At 43.8% G+C, this 17095-nt stretch carries 19 protein-coding genes and 1 pseudogene; 1 reads left to right on the top strand and 19 read right to left on the bottom strand.

Going from position 1 to position 17095, the window contains the following annotated elements:
- The first annotated feature begins 13 nt into the window (after positions 1 to 13).
- Positions 14 to 343, top strand: coding sequence for a hypothetical protein (locus ACPEH5_RS20545; protein WP_281111274.1), 330 nt, complete (start codon positions 14 to 16; stop codon positions 341 to 343).
- A gap of 2 nt (positions 344 to 345) precedes the next feature.
- Here the strand turns inward: ACPEH5_RS20545 and ACPEH5_RS20550 are convergent, their stop codons facing one another.
- From ACPEH5_RS20550 to ACPEH5_RS20640, 19 genes and pseudogenes are all read right to left on the bottom strand, one after another.
- A complete protein-coding gene (locus ACPEH5_RS20550) occupies positions 346 to 2346 on the bottom strand; it encodes a lytic transglycosylase domain-containing protein (protein ID WP_281111275.1) in 2001 nt (666 codons plus the stop codon).
- Positions 2346 to 3728, bottom strand: a complete 1383-nt coding sequence (locus ACPEH5_RS20555) for a phage DNA ejection protein (protein WP_281111276.1) — start codon at positions 3726 to 3728, stop codon at positions 2346 to 2348. Before ACPEH5_RS20555 ends, ACPEH5_RS20550 begins: the two co-directional genes overlap by 1 nt.
- On the bottom strand, positions 3728 to 4426 hold the full coding sequence (locus ACPEH5_RS20560; RefSeq protein WP_423727146.1) for a DNA transfer protein: 699 nt from the start codon (positions 4424 to 4426) through the stop codon (positions 3728 to 3730). The genes ACPEH5_RS20555 and ACPEH5_RS20560 overlap by 1 nt, the downstream gene beginning before the upstream one ends.
- 11 nt (positions 4427 to 4437) lie before the next feature.
- Positions 4438 to 4887, bottom strand: coding sequence for a DUF2824 family protein (locus tag ACPEH5_RS20565; protein ID WP_109911146.1), 450 nt, complete (start codon positions 4885 to 4887; stop codon positions 4438 to 4440).
- Between the two features lie 7 nt (positions 4888 to 4894).
- Positions 4895 to 5629, bottom strand: a complete 735-nt coding sequence (locus ACPEH5_RS20570) for a phage tail protein (RefSeq protein WP_281111277.1) — start codon at positions 5627 to 5629, stop codon at positions 4895 to 4897.
- Positions 5626 to 7419, bottom strand: coding sequence for a packaged DNA stabilization protein (locus ACPEH5_RS20575; protein ID WP_281111278.1), 1794 nt, complete (start codon positions 7417 to 7419; stop codon positions 5626 to 5628). The genes ACPEH5_RS20570 and ACPEH5_RS20575 overlap by 4 nt, the downstream gene beginning before the upstream one ends.
- Positions 7391 to 7888 (bottom strand): packaged DNA stabilization gp4 family protein, encoded by a 498-nt coding sequence (locus tag ACPEH5_RS20580; protein ID WP_281111279.1) that lies wholly within the window; start codon positions 7886 to 7888, stop codon positions 7391 to 7393. Before ACPEH5_RS20580 ends, ACPEH5_RS20575 begins: the two co-directional genes overlap by 29 nt.
- Positions 7866 to 8099 (bottom strand): hypothetical protein, encoded by a 234-nt coding sequence (locus ACPEH5_RS20585; RefSeq protein ID WP_423727147.1) that lies wholly within the window; start codon positions 8097 to 8099, stop codon positions 7866 to 7868. The genes ACPEH5_RS20580 and ACPEH5_RS20585 overlap by 23 nt, the downstream gene beginning before the upstream one ends.
- A 54-nt stretch (positions 8100 to 8153) precedes the next feature.
- On the bottom strand, positions 8154 to 9437 hold the full coding sequence (locus ACPEH5_RS20590; protein WP_281111281.1) for a P22 phage major capsid protein family protein: 1284 nt from the start codon (positions 9435 to 9437) through the stop codon (positions 8154 to 8156).
- A complete protein-coding gene (locus ACPEH5_RS20595) occupies positions 9437 to 10351 on the bottom strand; it encodes a scaffolding protein (protein ID WP_281111282.1) in 915 nt (304 codons plus the stop codon). Before ACPEH5_RS20595 ends, ACPEH5_RS20590 begins: the two co-directional genes overlap by 1 nt.
- A 14-nt stretch (positions 10352 to 10365) precedes the next feature.
- Positions 10366 to 12456, bottom strand: a complete 2091-nt coding sequence (locus tag ACPEH5_RS20600; protein WP_423727148.1) for a portal protein — start codon at positions 12454 to 12456, stop codon at positions 10366 to 10368.
- Positions 12456 to 13901, bottom strand: a complete 1446-nt coding sequence (locus tag ACPEH5_RS20605) for a terminase large subunit domain-containing protein (protein ID WP_281111284.1) — start codon at positions 13899 to 13901, stop codon at positions 12456 to 12458. Before ACPEH5_RS20605 ends, ACPEH5_RS20600 begins: the two co-directional genes overlap by 1 nt.
- Positions 13882 to 14370 (bottom strand): terminase small subunit, encoded by a 489-nt coding sequence (locus tag ACPEH5_RS20610; RefSeq protein WP_281111285.1) that lies wholly within the window; start codon positions 14368 to 14370, stop codon positions 13882 to 13884. Before ACPEH5_RS20610 ends, ACPEH5_RS20605 begins: the two co-directional genes overlap by 20 nt.
- A gap of 53 nt (positions 14371 to 14423) precedes the next feature.
- The gene (locus tag ACPEH5_RS20615) at positions 14424 to 14651 is read right to left on the bottom strand and encodes a DUF2560 family protein (RefSeq protein ID WP_281111286.1); all 228 of its coding nucleotides are present in this window, start codon (positions 14649 to 14651) and stop codon (positions 14424 to 14426) included.
- Positions 14652 to 14716: 65 nt separating this feature from the next.
- Positions 14717 to 14965: pseudogene (locus ACPEH5_RS20620) on the bottom strand (DUF2829 domain-containing protein); the annotation flags it as partial.
- Between the two features lie 634 nt (positions 14966 to 15599).
- Positions 15600 to 15824: a hypothetical protein gene (locus ACPEH5_RS20625; RefSeq protein WP_281111288.1), complete on the bottom strand. Its 225-nt coding sequence runs from the start codon at positions 15822 to 15824 to the stop codon at positions 15600 to 15602.
- A complete protein-coding gene (locus ACPEH5_RS20630; protein WP_281111289.1) occupies positions 15821 to 16270 on the bottom strand; it encodes a lysis protein in 450 nt (149 codons plus the stop codon). The genes ACPEH5_RS20625 and ACPEH5_RS20630 overlap by 4 nt, the downstream gene beginning before the upstream one ends.
- The gene (locus ACPEH5_RS20635; RefSeq protein ID WP_281111290.1) at positions 16267 to 16659 is read right to left on the bottom strand and encodes a M15 family metallopeptidase; all 393 of its coding nucleotides are present in this window, start codon (positions 16657 to 16659) and stop codon (positions 16267 to 16269) included. Before ACPEH5_RS20635 ends, ACPEH5_RS20630 begins: the two co-directional genes overlap by 4 nt.
- Positions 16656 to 16964 (bottom strand): phage holin family protein, encoded by a 309-nt coding sequence (locus tag ACPEH5_RS20640; RefSeq protein ID WP_004255358.1) that lies wholly within the window; start codon positions 16962 to 16964, stop codon positions 16656 to 16658. Before ACPEH5_RS20640 ends, ACPEH5_RS20635 begins: the two co-directional genes overlap by 4 nt.
- Between the last annotated feature and the right edge of the window lie 131 nt (positions 16965 to 17095).

Consider the following 17095-nt stretch of genomic DNA (forward strand, 5'->3'; position numbering starts at 1 on the left):
AGCGAGGTGATGCATGTCTACATTCACATATGCTTTTCTTATTGTAATAGCCATATATGTAATCAATCGCATTTTAAGTGACGTTAGATCAGATATAGCTGAAGATACCTTCAAAAAAAATAAGTTAATAAAAGAAGCTCAAAAGGTAAGGGAATTCTTAGATAATAAGGAATGGAGTGATATGACCAACGAAGAAAGGGAGTGCTACACTATTGCTAACGAGCGACTTCGAGCTCTTCTTGGTTACAAGAAAAATCAAACCCCTGATTATTTAAACCTTACCAGTTGGCCTCACTATTACTGCGATTATCTAAAAAACAAGCACGATAAATTCACAGGTTGATATCATTTAAATGCCTCAGCTCTTTCCCCTTGAATCATTGACTCAACCGCTTGACGTATTTGGTTTATTAATCGATCACCTGCCGTGCTACCTCTTGGCGTGTTAGCAAGCCTTAACATAAAGTTTCTTATTTTAGGGCTTTCATACACCCTAGCTAACGCACCATAACTCCCAAACGCAGCAGTTGCCATACCGCCAGTGCCAAGAAAATCTGTGGCAATTCCAGCTGGAATTCCAACTTGTAAAAGCTCTTGTCCTGTCGGAGTAACCGCCCCAGCCCTTGATGCGTGCCTTGTTGAGTCTAGGTACCTAGTAAGTCCATTAAGGTATCTACGCTCATCACCCCTAAAAAATATCCTAGTTTGACTACTTAGCTTATTTACAGCATTTAAGAATTTATCGGGACTACCGCCTGATTGCTCGTACGCCTTCCCTATTATTGCCGCTCTGGCTGTTTGCCTACCATGATTATCCAAAGAGCTATAAAGTCTAGCTACCTCACTAGGCTTATTACTAAATAATAGGTTATTAGCAACCTCTGGAGTTAAGTCCCCTTTATTTAGAACATTCTTTAGCCTTGTGCTGTTTATGTTTTCTGCCTCTCTTGCGTAAATAGCATCAGATTGATGATATCTCCTTGCCACATTATCGCCCAGATTGTTTCTAACTAAATTATTCAAATCTTGCGTTATCGCTCTGTATACCCTCTCTATTGATGCATCAGATTGCGTTGGTAGATTTGTTCTCTCACCTCTAACTCTTTGTCTGAAGCTAGTTCTCAGGTCTCTCAATAGTTGAAAGTCACCACCAGTGTTGAGTTCATCTCTATATACCCTTAATTGCTGTATGGTCTCATCGTCAGATGCATTTCTTAGCCTACTAAGATGATTTATTTCGTTATCCAGTGCATTTACGGCTCGTTGTGGTGAAATATTACCTAACTGATTCATGTCATCAATAATGGTGTTTAGCCTATTACCAGCAGCAGCCCTAATATAACCATCACGCCCAACTTTCCTGTTTAGGCTGGCAATTATTTCATCGTGATTAGGCTGTCCAAATCTTTGGGCGTAATCATCAACAAGATCAGACCTTATTTTTTGTTGAGACCTTCTTGCCGCTCCAGTTCCAGTTACAGGGATTTTATCACCCAAAGCTCTAGCTGAGCCCATGGCAAAATTACCATCAACTGGAACAACATCAGTAGTCATAAGTGGGGCATTGTTTCTTTCGGCAAACTCTACGGCCTCTCTTGCCTCTGGCGACATTGCGCCTCTAACCCCCCTGTACCCAGCTCCAGCAAGATTAAAAATTCCTCTAGTAGCGGCGCTTAATGCAGTTGCAGTACCAAGCTCCTGACCAAGATCACCTTGACCATTTTTACCCGCATTTTCAGCCATCACGCCAACAACGTTCTCGGAAAGCATTCTAGCTGCTCTCTCTGACAAAGCTGCTCCTCTTGGTGCTACGCCAGACGGATTAACCAAAAATGGCAGTGCTTGAGAGAACACTTTACCTTCACTGGTTTGTGGCTTCATATCTTCTGGCAGTGAAAATCTAGATGAAGGCGTGTAAGTCCCATCACCCAAGCCAGCCTTCTCACCAGCCCAAGCTCCAGCAGACACAAAAGCATCGCCAATATCGGCTGGTATATTAGCAAGGTTAACTCCTGCTTGAGCTGTTGCTTTTGCGGTTTCTAACAGCCCGTCGCCAATATTTTCCAGAACTCCCCTTTCTTGTGGGGCTTGTTTAGGCTTTTTGGCATCGTGGTAAGCTAAAATTTCATCCGTTGGAATATCTAAATTAGCCATTTGCGCATCAGATAATTGCGACTTTCCGACAGGATAAGCAGAATAAAACTGCTGCCGTGCTTGTTCTACATTTGCACCAACTTGAGGAGCTACCACCTCATTGAAGTATTGCTCTTGCGCTGCCGCCTTCTGCTCACTGGATAAAGATTGATAATTAGGCGATGCAATCACCTCTTTCCACGGCTTAGCCATTAATCACCCCATAAACTTGAGTAGTTCCCGCTTTGCTGAGTAGCATTACCTTGAACATTAGGTGTAGATGGTTGATAAGAACCGCCAACATTTACGTTATATTGACTATTATAATTATCAGTATATTGTTGTATTTCCCTTATCGATTGCTGAATAGCTTCAGGGCTCGAATAGTCTACTTGTGGCATACCTTGGAAATACATTTTAGCCTCAGCCACAGTGTTGATTCCACTTGCACCCATATCTCTTGCTGCTGCAATACCCTGATTTTGCATTCGCCCTTGAATGCGTTGTGCGGCCATATACAACTGTCTTTGCTCACCACCATTCCAACGACTACGGCGATCTGCTCCTAGTGCTGGATCTCCAGCTCCACCAGTAAATCCAGTCATGAAATCTAAATCATCTGACTTAGCGCTCAATATAGAATCCATGTCTTTTTTCATTGCGTAATTTGTTGCATTAGCTGATGAACTAGCTGGCGCTGCAATTGCATTTGCAGGAACTCTGACAGTATTCCCACTATTATCAACACCTTCATAAAAAGCATTAGCACCTGCACCATGTAACTTACCACTTATCTGCACAGTTCTGCCGTCTGAAAGCTGGACGCTTCTAGTTTCATTTTCACCACCTCTCGCTGCAGACCTTTGCATTGCCATGTCTTGACCTCTACGAGCTGTAGATGCTGATATATCCTGACCACGCCTTGCGGTAGCAGCACTGATATCCTGACCTCTGCGCGCAGTTTCAGCGCTAACATCTTGACCGCGAACTGTTACCTTCCTATTTTCATCAGAATTTATTTTATTGATGAACAATTCAGGGCTTCCCTCAGCCATCATCCCAAGACCTACCGCATACTCTCTAGCTGCGTTTGGATTTTCTTTAGCCATGCTTAGTGCTACTTGCGGGTCGAATCCATACTGACGCATCTTATCGGCATTTGCTCTGATAAACTCCTCTGGTTTGCCACTAACTACGGCAGCGTGGTAACCAAGAGCCAAATCACTGATGGACTTTCGAACATCGGCATTAATGCCTTCCATTCCTTTGCCTATTTGCGCCTCCATCTCAGGGTACTCGGCGAATAACCCCTTCATGGTATTAGTGTCATTATTAGCCATAGCCTGACCCCATTTACCTTGGAACTCTTTCAGGCGTTCTTGTTGCTTTTGTTCATTCATAACCTGAGCAACGCCAGATAATCCAGCAAGACCTTGCAACCCCCAATTATTTGCACCGGAGCGTTGAAGGTCGTTGTTTTCTCTGATAAGGCCTAGAGCGGGATTAATATCGATAGCTCTAGGTGCATTGTCGTTAACTTGACCTATGCCTCCTAAAAAACCACCACTATTAATATTCTGGTTCCAAGTCGCCATTAGAAGATACTCCCTAAAATACCTAATCCAGCTCCAATACCCATCCCCCAAGGCGTTGAAGTACCTAGAGCGCTAGCAATTCCATATCCAAGAGCACCACCGCCTAAACCACCAGTCACTGCTTGCTGCATACCTGACGGTCTATTAGCGTTAGCAGCGGCAAGGGCAGCATTTTGCTGAGACAACTGGCCAGCATTATTCGCGTATGTTTGCCCCGCGTTCGCTTGACCTTGAAGCGCACCAAGCCCGATATTTGCAAGGTTGTTATAGTTGTTCATTTGACTATTCAGCCAACTTTCACCGAGTGCAGGAGCAATTGAAGCTAGACTGTTGCTTGTAGCCGTAGAGCCTAGTCCGCCCATCGCTTCGGCTGCCGCTAAGTTTTGGTAACGCGCCTGATTAGAATAATCATTAAACTGTTGCGAGTTGTAATATTGCCCAAGAGCCTGAGCAGCACCTTCGGGAGATGATAGGTTTTTAAGCTGATTAATATACTGGCCAGCAAGCGGAGTAAATGGAGCTAGCCCATTCATGACTCGTTCAAATTGTTGGTTTTGCAGGTCTGCTGCGTATTTAGTTGCTGCGGCCTGTTCTCCTGCACCACTACTACCACCGCCACCCTTGCCGCCCTTTTCAGGGAATAGAGGTTCTTCACCATGCAACTTTCTGCCTAGTGCAAAAATATTTCCGATAGCCATTGTTAACTCCGTTATTTACTGATGAACTCGGCTAATTCTTCGCGAGTTGCTGAATAGAAAGTGACGTCATCAACGCCTTTGAAATACTTTTTGATAGTGCCAACACGTTTAAGGCCAATCATCGTGCAGTAAATTTGACCGTGCCGAAACTTACGAGCAGCGAATGAGGTAACACATTGAACATGAGTTGTTGAGAGAATGAATTTCCAAAACGCTAGGCCAATGTCTTTACTGAATCCCCTTACTTCTGGCAAATACATCGCGTGACAGTCAAACGCCATCGGCTGCACTTCTTCGTAATACACGATGCCACCAAATTGACCATGAACATTAACCTCGAAGTATTTCTGGTTAGCGTTGTAATCGAACCCATCACCGTTATTGCTTCCCGCGATAATATCTTTGTGATTGCCTACTGCTTCAATCAAATCGATATTTCGCGTTGGTTTGAATGTGATCATGACTACCTCAATCAATTAACCCATGTGAACGCGCCATATCTTCCAGCGCTTTAAGGGATTTACGAGTTTCAGTGAGATCAGATGCAAGAGCCTGAATTTCTAACTGGTCATATGTCGAGCCAATACTGTAAGTTTTATTGGCATTGAAGCCAGATTTTGACGCCGTACCAGTTGAGGCAGTAAAGCCAGTAACCTGAGCGCCGACAACCTGAACACCGTTAACAGAGTACGAATCTTTGACAGAAATCGGAGAGGCTAAATTTTGCGTAGTTTCACGACTCAATGAGACGTAATCAGCGTCGATTTCAGCGACCTTTTCCGCGAGGTAGTCAATGTCACTCTCGGCTGCCGTCAATCGCGCTTCGTGGTCATCTAAGCGTGATTCAGCTTCATTAAGCCTTATCTCATGCTCAACAATCTTTTCTTCTGCGGCAGTGATTCGAGTTTCGTGATTCTGAAGCTGTGCTTCGTGCTGCTCTAATGTTTCCTCTGCTGATTTCAATCTCAACTCGTGGTCGTCAAGGATGATATCTTGCTCATCATTTCGTAACTGAGCTTGATATGCTTCGTTGCCGGCCTCATTCGCACGTCCAGCAACCTTAGCCATGTCTTCGGCACCGTCTAATACAATGCGACGATATGTTTCGCTAAAGTTACTAGGCAAAATATCAGGGACTATATAGGCGGATTTAATCTCAACTGGAATTGATAATGAACTATCTCTTTCCTCATTGGCCATCATTCAACCCTCATCGACAGGTCACTGAGCGTTACAGGCGACTTAGTGATAACGCGAATCTTGAAACCAATATTCTTTCTCACCCTGCCAACTCTACGCCAGATAGCGCGCATGTCGTAACGGAATGGCGCGTTTTGGTCTATCATTTGTTCCCTTCCGAAGTTTATTCCGTCAGTAGTTGCAGATAAAAATAAGCGGTCAGCGATTTGAGCAACACCCGTTGATGCTTCAAGTTCTAAATCAAACACTCGTGCATTATCCGCTTTAACCATTGGCGTATAGAGAATGTGTTCGGCTTGTTGGTCATATTGCGAGGATTTATCGAAAGCTAACTTACCAACTAGGCCAGACTTTTTATCGCCAACGGTTATCTGATTATCTTCATACATGAAGTCGATAGCGCGGTACGGCTCATCGTATAGTCCAGTTTTCAGGATCCCCCATTGCGGATATTGTTGGCTACCAGTTCCATCAAAACAAAGCGTATGGCGTGGTAAGTGGATTATTGCCAGTTCATGACCATCAAATTTAACCGACTCCATAACAGCGCCTAATAGCTCATCAGCGGTATAACTACGGATAATTTTATCAATACTTGCCGTCGATATGGCGCTAGCAGTACCTGAGCCAAGTAAATAAACAGACGGTGCTCCATTTGCAGGGTTGCTGATAAATGCGTATGAATCGCCAAACTTGCATTTAGCATCACGACCAGCGATACCCATTTGCACCATGTAAGATGGTTGCATTGCATAAATTGGCTGAGTTGCAGAAGTAGAGCCAGTAAGTGAAAAGTATTCGATAGTCGAAGCGCCAAAGCAGATGACCATATCGCGCCAAGAACTGACAGAAATAATACCATCAGGCTGGGATTCTGCCGTGTAAAAAGGCGTGTACCTATCAGGCTTTGATTCATCCTCAATGTCAGTTATACCAAAACGAGCGCCGCCCTTTTGTAGCCAAATATAACGCCCACGATTACGTGCAACGTCTATAACTTCGCCTAAATCGTACTGTGGGTATTTATTGACGACCTCTAACACTTCCTGAGTCATTACAAATTCAGTCGTATCAGTTGGCTTAACTGTGTTATCAGGGATTGTTTTGTCGTAATTGAACTTGTATTCAATCGTGAGTTTATTCCCTATGCGCTTCAATCCATTAACGATAATATCAGTTAAATATGGCTTTTCTGTCTCGGGTTTATCCTGTGACTTTTTAACGCCGAATTGATACTCGGGTATCTCAATAACTTCGCCTACAACACCGTCTGATGCCTTTGGCGTTATCTTCAGAGTGAGCGAACCGTCGATATCATCTTTAGTCAGTGATACGAAATCATCATTTCCAGCTTTGTGAGTCCACTTTTTAACATCACGGGTATAGCCTTCTTTGACTATTTCCTCTTCTGGCCAGTTAGTTAACTCTTTAACTTCACCATCGTAACGATAGAGTTTTAATTTACCGCCAAAAGCGACCGCCTGACTCACCCCAGAATGCGCCAGTGATACTCTATCCTTGCCTTGAATATCACCGATAGCATTGGCACCCTGATATAACTTGCCGCCACACACACGATACACAGCGCTATTTTTCGTGTTGAATTGAACGCCTCGTGAAATACCGTCAGCATCACGAAGTTTTACCAGCGCAGGGAATGACCTAAGATAACCAGCGGCATTCAATACTTCTTTCGGTGTCGCTAGCATATTGACTGGCAAGCCATCGATATAATCAGCCGTGTGTGGGTCTTTGCGTAAACCTCTAGCAAGAGGGATCTGAATCCTTGGCATGTGGTTTACTCCTATGGAAGAATCGATATCCGTTCATGGTTGCTAGGCGATTACCAGAACCAATAGGGAAGCCATTTGGATAATGAGCTCTGGCTTCTTTTGCTCGTTTCATTGCACAGCTACGCATCAATCTTTCTTTGCCGTATCGTGCTGTTGTAATGACTTTATCAAGCGGTGTGATTTGATAATCAGGGGCAATGCGGGTGGCTAGGTTGTAGATAACTGCGTTAATAGCTTGCTTATACAGTCCGTGCTCATCACCTTGGTCGATTGGTGTATCTTCCTCAGCGAATTTATAACCAGTATGAATGCCCGCGCCATCTTCAAACCACTCATACATCATTGACTCTAAATCAACTACTCCGTCCTCTAATGATTGAGGTTCAATATCGGTTAGCGTGGCATCCGACGCAACACCTAGTTTACGCAGTGCTGCGATGACTAACTCACCCTTCGTTATTATCTGCATCTTTCACCGCCTTTTTCTTGGTAGCGGGTTTCTTTGCTGGCTCTGGCTCTGGCTCTGGCTCTGGCTCTGGCAAGATTTGTGTATCATTTGGGTTTTTATGCCAACCATCATTTAGATAATCTTCAATTTCATCATCGTTGACAGTGGCGATCTGAAGATTCATGCCCCAGATTTTTACATCCCCATTGGCTTTATAAAGCATGGTGATCATGTTTCATCTCCAAAAAATAAAGGGAGCCGAAGCCCCCCTTAACTAATTACCAGACTAAGCCTGACCAGTAAGACCAACGCCAACCGCTTCAGGTCTTTTAGTGCAAGCTGAGTACCAAACAGCAATACGGCACTTACCTTCTAGTGTTGAGATATCACCTTGATACGCTACAACACCATTCAGGCCAACAGAGTCGATACTGAATGACTGTGTTTTCATTCCGCTAAATAATGCGTGGTTAAGCGGGATAGGTTGAGATAACAAGGTAATTGAGTCATCAGCCCAGAAGATATTTGTCTTAGACGTTTTAATGTTAAGGACGCTAATTGCCGCACCTGCTGCTAGTGACGTGTTGACGTTTGCATATGCTCTCTCTTCAGGCTTCAGTGCTGCGTCATCAAGTGCAATTGGCTTAGGCATGATAGTAATGTTGTTGCCATCAACACCAACCACTGCAAACGTAGCATCTTGTGTCAGCAAGTCTTTTGCCATCTGAGAGATGAACTTAACGCCAGCGAAGCTGATTTTATCGCCGCGTTTAAATGCCGTTCCGTCACTAACTTTAACTACTGCTGTGCGGTTATCAACGTTTTCACGATTTCCGTCAACATCTTCTTTCCATGCCTCAGGCTTGAACTTCTGCGCACCATCGACTGTGACACCTGTGGCAGTTGCCGCTAATAACGTTGGCAGTTTAGGGGAGCGTAGAACATCTTCAAACCCAGCAACTTGCTTTTGAATTGTCCCTGACTTGTAAGCCTCTTCCTGAATGCGTCCGTATAGATCTTTGCCTACCAAATTATATCCAGCCTTCAGATAGTCATCTGGGTTAAAGAAATAGCTAAGACCTTGGTTGCGGTTCAGCTCGCGTGAAAACATAAGAGACTCTGCTTTAGCGGTAAAGCCCCAAGCTTCTGCGCCATTAGCTAAATCTCCAGTATCAGTTACTACTAAAGACGCTGTGTCTGCCGCCTGCTTGGCAATTGAAGTCTCAACGTTGTTAGCCAGCTTTAAGCCAGATGCACGAATGCGACGGCGCAATGAGGTTTCATCACGTACATCATCGGCACGCAAACCAAAGAAATCATTATCTGGAACACCCATGTTGCATTTGACAGAGAGCTCCAAAATACCTGTCGCTTTATTGGTTAAATCCCAACCCTGTTGAGTAGGGGCTTCTTGCTCTACTGGCATCCAGACAGTATTTTGAGAGCGCTGCATATCGCCAGCAGGCGGCGTATATTTACCTACACGCTGAGACATGGGACAGTTGTTTTCGATAGTATTTACTACTTCATCCACCATATAGGTGATGATCTGACCTTCATTTAAAGCCATTATTTTATTCCTTGTAATTTAGCCTTGATAGCGCGGTACTTTTCTACATCACCTTTACTTGCTGCATCGTCCATTTGCTTCTGCAATGCTGCGACATTGGTCGCTGAAACATCACCACTAATTGGTTCGTCGGCAGGTGGGGCTGATGAACGTTGTGTACCGCGAGGCTTGAGAGTTAAACGATCAGCTAATCGAGTTAATTCGATAGTGACCTGAACAGGGTTTTTGCTAAACAATTCTTGCGCTTTATCAGGGTTAGACCCGAGGTAGTAAATGATGGCGGCTGATTTCTCTGGGAAGTTTGTTGCGACTGCCTCATAAACACCTTGTGGCAATACTTGCAATGCAGAATCTTCCTTCTCCTGATAGTCAGGTAAGTTGAGTTTTTCAGCCGCATCATAGTGCGCCTTCATTGCGTTAGCGATTTGTTGACTTTGTTGTGCATATTCCTGAGTTTTACGACCCTGTGATGCAACAGCCTTACTTCTTGCATCAAGAGCGTCCATTTGCCACTTCTGCATATCTGCATTAAATGCGGCTGTAGCTCTGTGAGTGTCATAGTTGTATTTAGCCAGACCTTCATCGGATAAGTAATCATCCATATTAGGCTGTGCTGGTAACTCAGGATTAACACGTAGGTGCTCAGGAAGCTCGCCGCTTTCAATTGCTTTTACTTGCTGCTCAATTTCTCGCTGACGTTTGCGAGCGATACGTTTGGCTGCTTGTATTGCGTTATTGCTAGGCTTGCCTTCCTGCGGTTGCTCATCGTCTTTCAGTACAATGTCGAAGCCTTCTTCTTGCCCTGCGTTACCGTTGGCATTATCGATAACTAAGCCATCTGCGGATGCCGCCGCCTGATCGCCAGACAGGATTATCTCTTCAGACTGATTCTGAATTTCGGTGGTTGTGCTCATGATATTTAACTCTCTTACATGGTTTGAGGACTATTCTCGACGATATTGTCGGTAGGAATGTTTTGTTGTTGCTGTTGTGCAACCTCGTTCAGAAGTTTAATAACTTCTCTTACTGCCGATTCATCTATGTTCCTAGCCTGAGCCAGTTTATAGACTGTATTAGCTTGAGACTCCATTGCATCTTGCTGAGCGGTAAATGCTTTGATTTGAGTTTGTGCTGTTTCGTTATTAGCTTTGGTTTGCTCTGCTTGAGCCGCGATGATCTGCGCTTGAGCTAACATAGCATTAGGGTCTTGATTGCTTTGTGCTGCTTGCTGAGCCTCCATTAACCATTGCTGCTCTTCCTCGGTCTCTGGTTTCTTCAGCCCACCAACAATCAATTCCTTGTTTGCGTAATCTCTGATGTACTCAACGCCTTTACCTTCCATCATATTTGCATACGTCAGCATCATGACATTCCACATAGGATGTTCTACTGGAACCTTAACGATAAGCTCGCCTATCTCAGCCCTAGCAGCATCTTTTTGTGATTGGAAAGATGGTCCAACATCAGTAAATGTTTCGTACTTGCCTCGGATATCATTTCGAACAATCATTTCACCTTTGCGGAAGTCTAATTCTTCCTGCATAAGATCAATCTGGTTTTCGCTTCCATCCTCTGAGGTTGTTGTTACTGTTCGATTGGTGTCGTATATCTCAGCAGCAATTGATGCGTAAATTTCACCATCACGGCGCATTGCTATAGCTAAATTATCCTGAAACACATAGGTTTCTAGGTCGATGCGACTATTGAGTTGATTAACGGTATCAAATGCCGTTTGACCATTAGCCGCTTCAACGTCGACGCCAACACGAGCCGTTTCTTTTGCTGCTTGAGTGGCTACTTCAAGTAGTAGAGTGTCCGCTTGTGATACTTCAGCATTCTCCATATATGCAACGGGAGATGGAGGTAGGTCTGCTCCGTTCTCATCTGTTTTATTGAGATAATAAAATGGATAATCGTCATCTCCTGTATACATCGACTGATAGCCTTCTATCTGCTCAGGATAGAAAAACGGCTTTTTCTTCGGTGATTTTGCTGCTGTATCAGCAGCTTTTGATAAGATGAAGTTACGCAGACGTTGAGCATCTTTCGATAGCCTAACAACCCCTTCGTATAACTCGTTATCATCAAAGAATGACCACTCGCCATACACAGGAACAATTGGTATGTGCTCGCCAGCTATTGGCATCTTATCTTTCAGAATGCCAGTGTTAGTGATGATTGACTTGTAGACTCTGCGTTTTTTAACCCTGCGCTCACCTACCTTTTGATAACCAGCATTTGCCAGTTCATCAATCTTTTCTTTCGCTTCTTTTGCCGAGTAAGTTTGAAGATCATTAGTTAGCGGGTCGCGATAAACAAACACTAACTCTTTCTTTTCCTCAACTTCGTAATGCTCAGCGATATGAATTGTTTTCCCACTCGACCAAGTGAACAATAAATCATTGTTAGGTGATTGGAATGATGGCTGAATATCAGGGTCAAGCCCGTACTGTTCTGCGAACGCTTCCCACCCATCAATATTCATCGCGTGAATGATCGTGCAATTCTTCGCGTCAGACTTATCCATTGCCTTGGCGTTGCAATCCCAGATAACGTGAGTGCAAGACTCATGCATCGGAACTCGTCGGATAATCTGATTATTGCTAGTTGGGTTATCATCCTCATACTCAGTGACGAGTCGCCAAGCACCGTAACCACATTCGATTTGCTCTCTTACTGCCACGTTAACGGCAATCTTTGAGCTATTGTTTCGCATGTCAGTTCGATACATGCCCATAAGAATATCAGCGGCATCAGCTGGCGCGTTATCCTTTGGTCGATACTGAACCTCAATAGGATTCTTGCGCATCTCAGCGACGAGCTTACGCACCATTGGGCGCACTACATCAAACTGACCTCGGTATTGCAATGTGACGTAGCTTTCAAGCCAATCATCCCACTGACTAACGCGACTAAAGAATAAATCGTTTCTCGCCTCCGTTCTGGCATTTTCAGATGCAGAGTAATCGAGGTCGAATTTGCGAAGTATTTTCTCAAGCCGCTCGTTTCTATCGACCATTATGATCTCCTAATCGGCCTAATCGGTGCGGGAATTACTCGCTGCTTAACTTTTCCTATCTCGCCAAAGCGTTTTGCAAATCGGCGCATCATGTAGGCGTATCGAGTGGCATCAAGTAAGTCATCACGAGTTTTAACAATCTTTCCTTTCTCGTCGCGGTGATAGAAGTTGTATTCTTCAAACCAATCACGCAACCCACGGAAAACTTTAAATCGCCCTGTTCTCATTAAGTCGTATATTTCAAATAGACCAGCTTCAACAGAGCGTGATTTATCAGGCCACTGAGCAGGGTCATTAAGCATCTTAAACCCCGCATCTTCGTAATATTCTTTTTGCTGTAACCCAGACCCTTTTTCAGTTTGCAATCCATCTTGAGGCCACGCGGTAGGAATATCTTTAGCCCACTTATTTACAGCCCCCCACGCTTCAGCAGGTGAAGTCTTACTAGCCTTCCATGCCCTAGTAACGTAATAGGCATCATTATCTAAATCGATAGCTAGCTGTATGTGCGCTTGAGGGTGATCCCAACCAAAGTCCATGCCATCAATGACAGCCCAATGCTCAGGGATAGGGAACGGGTCACACTTAATGTAATCCTCGCCTAAGTCATAAATACGACCATGACCAAGCATCGGGATACCTTTGGTTCGCATATCACGCTGATGAGGTGGGAATGAAGCCAGCAACTCAGTTTTAACTTTTTCGCTCAAGTGTGGCGCATCATCCCATCCAACATTCATACACGTTTGAGCTGCGGAAGGATTATCCATAAAGCCGATAACTAAATCAGTCCTACCGTTCTCTGGTGTAAACGTCAGAATGCCACGACCACCGCGACCTTTATCGCCTGTTGCAGTACGAGTTAACACCTGCGGATAAATGGTAGGGTCTTTTGGCTCCTCATCGATATGAAACCAATCAACGCTATCACCCATTAATGCGTGCTGGCCTTGTGAGTATGACCAGAATTGAATCTTTGCTAAGTCACCTGATTTATGTCTGATGTACGCAGAACGAACAGCGTTAGGTGTGCCAGCCATTGGTTCAGTATCGACAATTAACTCACTAGGGATCAATCCACCTTGCCAGCCGTTATCTGTTTTCCTGCCAATGATAGGCGCTTGTAATAAGTCTCTACATTTTTCACCAGAGTAACCAAGGCACCAGATAAGCGGAGCATGTTCGAACTTATACCCTTCCCAATCATCAGGATAATCACCCATTGCATGAATGGCGTCGATATAGGTAGCAGTGTCAGTCTTACCAACACGGTTGGCTGCAATTAATGCGACCTGTGAATATTCAATACTTAGTGCAATGAATTTCTTCTGCCAAGGGTAACGAGTTTCGTAATAGGTTTTGTAGCGATAGACATTTGCGCGGCGGGCTTTTTCTTCAATTAAAGCGATAAGCTCTATTTTCTGGTCACGACTTAACTGATCCATTTATTAGCCTCGCCAACTTTGCATTTAATTCTTCGTCTGACATTGTTTCAATTGAGCCAGAATGCTCTACCTTGTCAGTGAATAGCTTGAGGTGCTTACCTAGAAGCTCATAGCCTTTTAGCACTGCTGATGAATCATAGCGATAAACAGCGTTTAACTCTCCATCGTCTGTTTCATGCAGAACAGGATCACCATTTGGATAAGTAACCTTCTCTCCTTGTTCGCACCGACGAATATTTTTAATTATTCCCTCGATGACAAACTGAGAACTTAGACCAACAGCCTCATTACGCTCTGCTGCTAACTTCTTTATTTGCGCTCTAATATGAGGTTTTCTAAGGTTTTCACTTGCTATCTGTGCGGCTGACTTTTCACTATACCCAGCCCTAATTGCTGCCTGAGTACCGTTTAAATCGATAATGTACTCTTGGCAGAATCTTGTTTGTTGCTCATTTAAATCATCTGCCATATATCCCCCTTAATCAATTATCCAGCCCACTCGTAAATGAGCTGTGTAATTAACTATTTTGGAAATAGCAGCTCTGCTTCTTTGCACATTTGAACCGCTTTCTGTGCTCGTGATACCGATGAACATTCAGAGCCTGCGTGCTTCCATTGATCCCTGAATAACTCAAACTTAAGCTCGTCGTCTTGGATGAAGTCAATAGCAGCTTGAGCAGCAGCAGTGTCATTCATCACATGGCGAAGAATCTCAAGCCTCATATTTTGTTGCGCTGTAATCGTAGTCATTTAGTTACCTTATCTGTGTAGGGCTACTTAATTAAAAAGACCCTGCAATACAAGGTCTATTGTTACTATTCGTGAATTACCCAGTCTTCCGCCAACGCATCCGACTGACTAGCCAACCAAGGCACTAGTTTGTTGTCTGCGGTTTTCATGCAAATGAAGCAAGATGTCTCTAATTCATCCACACCTTCAATATCACACTCGAAACCCCAAGCATCAGCAGGAACAATAAAAAGGAACATGCCCTTACCATTCCACCCTGAGCGAGAGATTTTCTTTCCTGCCTTGACAGCTTCTAGTGCTTTTCCAAAATTAACCATTTAATGCTCCTTTAGGTATTAAAAAGCCCCCTAATTGGAGACTCGTTGTTTTATTTGCGCCATCTAAATCCAAAGACATGCCTTTCTTTTGGCTTGCTAATTAATGATTGAATTTCACTGAAATTGATAGTTGCAATGTCCCTGTTTTCATACCTTGCTACCATTAAGAGCCTTGATTTGCTCTGGTGTTATTGCGATATTACTCGTTCTTAAAAACTCCTTTCCGTATTCTGTAACAATTTTCGCCTAGATTATTTTACTTATGTTGATATTATGCGCACGCCCTTACGACATTTGGGCTATTCATAGAACTAGTAATAAACATTCCGAATTTTTATGCCTCAGCTTACAGAGGCTTTTTTTTTATTCTTTCGGAATGCTTTTATCAAACTCATCTCGAAATTGTTCTGGTTTATCGAAACATTGTGCTGCCACGATAGGTATTTCTCCCGTAGATATTAAAAAGCCTCTGAGAAATCAGGGGATAGTTATTATTTGACTATATATATTGTACATTTATAAATCATTAACTAAGCTTACTATTGGTGGCAGATGCTACCGCATTTACATTTTTATCTTTATATAACTAAGCCCCTGCGTCGTTTACAGGGGCTTCATTCTTTATCTTGAGTTAATCTTTCCAAGTGATAGCTTTTACCGCCCACATTTGAGCATCCATAATGCGACGAATGGCCTCATTGTGAATCATTAAGGCTTCTTCTGAAGTGGCTCTTTGCATGCTGTCCTGAATTAAATCAATTGTATCTGCTGCATTTTGCTTTACAGCATCAACAATGATATTTCCGCTAGGGTTGAAACTAACGCCAACTAACTTTTGACCTAAAGTCTGACTCATTTTAAACACTCCGTTCTAATGTAATCCTGCAAGCCAAGTATCATTTGCTTGGATTCTGCGATTCGTTGTCTAAGTAACCAATAATTTCGGATAGCGGAGTCAGTAGGTCGGGCGGTGATTGCATCATCCAAGCCGGGGGGGCTAGTGCCTTCGGCTTTAGGACAACTGGCTCTGATGTACACCCACTCAGGATTACGCTCAGCAGCAATACGCAACTTATCAATTTCAGCTTTTGCATTTGTGAGTTCCGTTGTGTGTTTGGTGTCGAGTTCGTGAAGGGAGTTAATGCGCTTTTCGTAGTCTGCGGTGATAGCTACTTGCTCACTGAATTTATCCTTTAATGTTGAGTAATCACCTTTCAGGTCACCGTAACTACCCATTACCCACCAAAGCCAGAAAGCTAGGATGGCGCAAGCACCGACCAAGACTTTGGTTAGCGTTGTCATGCTGGAATCTCAACATGAGGCGCATCAATGAATTTAGTTTCAATTGGTAGTGATGGGTCATTCTTCCAGTTGATGCCGAAACGCAATTTAACGCCTAACTCATCAGCAGCTTGCTTAACTGCTTTCAGTAGCGGCTTAAACTCATCAATCTGCCATTTAGTATTCACGGGGATAATGTCTACTGCATGACCTGTCAAGTGACGACTGTGCATAGTTTGTGATTTCTTTTCTGCAACCAATTGCTGTTGTCGCTCTTGAGTTCGTAGACCTTCAATGACAATGAAATCGACAGGTGTTATTTCCAGAGTGCGACGAATAACTTTCACTAAGTCAGGGTTAACTCCCTTGAGATTGTTTTCGCTTCGCTGGCTGAATTTAAAATTGCTCATTTCCTACCGCCTGTATATTTAGCCCAAAAGAAATCAAGAGCCACTGACCCCATTGCGCCAGCCATGCCAGCTGCAAATAGAATTATGTACATTGAAGCGCCTGACTCTAAAGCACCTAGCCCACCAAGCACACCAGTGAACCCTGATACCGCCATCTGAGACAATGCCCCGAACCAACTGAACGGATAACCATTCCTCTTACTGTCAATTATGTAACGCGCTAAACCGCCATACAGTGAGATAGCCAATATGACACCCCATGCGGTTGCACCGACTTTTAGGTCTTTATCATCCATTCGTGCCATACCGCCTCCTTGGTGGAGGAATTTAGTTAATAGATAGCCGCGCACAATCTCTATGCGTCAATTAAGTGTGTGTGATTAGAATTCTGTGGCGGCGTATACGAAAAAAGGCCGCACTAGGCGACCTCTTGAAT

Source organism: Providencia sp. NPDC089933 (assembly GCF_049545585.1).
Taxonomy (GTDB): domain Bacteria; phylum Pseudomonadota; class Gammaproteobacteria; order Enterobacterales; family Enterobacteriaceae; genus Providencia; species Providencia huashanensis.

Excerpts from the sequence above, each read along its gene's own strand:
- ACPEH5_RS20555 (WP_281111276.1), bottom strand. The coding sequence starts at position 3,728 with ATGGCGACTTGGAACCAGAATATTAATAGTGGTGGTTTTTTAGGAGGC.
- ACPEH5_RS20625 (WP_281111288.1), bottom strand. The coding sequence starts at position 15,824 with ATGAGTCAGACTTTAGGTCAAAAGTTAGTTGGCGTTAGTTTCAACCCT.
- ACPEH5_RS20545 (WP_281111274.1), top strand. The coding sequence starts at position 14 with ATGTCTACATTCACATATGCTTTTCTTATTGTAATAGCCATATATGTA.
- ACPEH5_RS20580 (WP_281111279.1), bottom strand. The coding sequence starts at position 7,888 with ATGCAGATAATAACGAAGGGTGAGTTAGTCATCGCAGCACTGCGTAAA.
- ACPEH5_RS20630 (WP_281111289.1), bottom strand. The coding sequence starts at position 16,270 with ATGACAACGCTAACCAAAGTCTTGGTCGGTGCTTGCGCCATCCTAGCT.
- ACPEH5_RS20600 (WP_423727148.1), bottom strand. The coding sequence starts at position 12,456 with ATGGTCGATAGAAACGAGCGGCTTGAGAAAATACTTCGCAAATTCGAC.
- ACPEH5_RS20560 (WP_423727146.1), bottom strand. The coding sequence starts at position 4,426 with ATGGCTATCGGAAATATTTTTGCACTAGGCAGAAAGTTGCATGGTGAA.
- ACPEH5_RS20565 (WP_109911146.1), bottom strand. The coding sequence starts at position 4,887 with ATGATCACATTCAAACCAACGCGAAATATCGATTTGATTGAAGCAGTA.
- ACPEH5_RS20615 (WP_281111286.1), bottom strand. The coding sequence starts at position 14,651 with ATGACTACGATTACAGCGCAACAAAATATGAGGCTTGAGATTCTTCGC.
- ACPEH5_RS20590 (WP_281111281.1), bottom strand. The coding sequence starts at position 9,437 with ATGGCTTTAAATGAAGGTCAGATCATCACCTATATGGTGGATGAAGTA.
- ACPEH5_RS20640 (WP_004255358.1), bottom strand. The coding sequence starts at position 16,964 with ATGGCACGAATGGATGATAAAGACCTAAAAGTCGGTGCAACCGCATGG.
- ACPEH5_RS20570 (WP_281111277.1), bottom strand. The coding sequence starts at position 5,629 with ATGATGGCCAATGAGGAAAGAGATAGTTCATTATCAATTCCAGTTGAG.
- ACPEH5_RS20575 (WP_281111278.1), bottom strand. The coding sequence starts at position 7,419 with ATGCCAAGGATTCAGATCCCTCTTGCTAGAGGTTTACGCAAAGACCCA.
- ACPEH5_RS20585 (WP_423727147.1), bottom strand. The coding sequence starts at position 8,099 with ATGATCACCATGCTTTATAAAGCCAATGGGGATGTAAAAATCTGGGGC.
- ACPEH5_RS20595 (WP_281111282.1), bottom strand. The coding sequence starts at position 10,351 with ATGAGCACAACCACCGAAATTCAGAATCAGTCTGAAGAGATAATCCTG.
- ACPEH5_RS20635 (WP_281111290.1), bottom strand. The coding sequence starts at position 16,659 with ATGAGCAATTTTAAATTCAGCCAGCGAAGCGAAAACAATCTCAAGGGA.
- ACPEH5_RS20610 (WP_281111285.1), bottom strand. The coding sequence starts at position 14,370 with ATGGCAGATGATTTAAATGAGCAACAAACAAGATTCTGCCAAGAGTAC.
- ACPEH5_RS20605 (WP_281111284.1), bottom strand. The coding sequence starts at position 13,901 with ATGGATCAGTTAAGTCGTGACCAGAAAATAGAGCTTATCGCTTTAATT.
- ACPEH5_RS20550 (WP_281111275.1), bottom strand. The coding sequence starts at position 2,346 with ATGGCTAAGCCGTGGAAAGAGGTGATTGCATCGCCTAATTATCAATCT.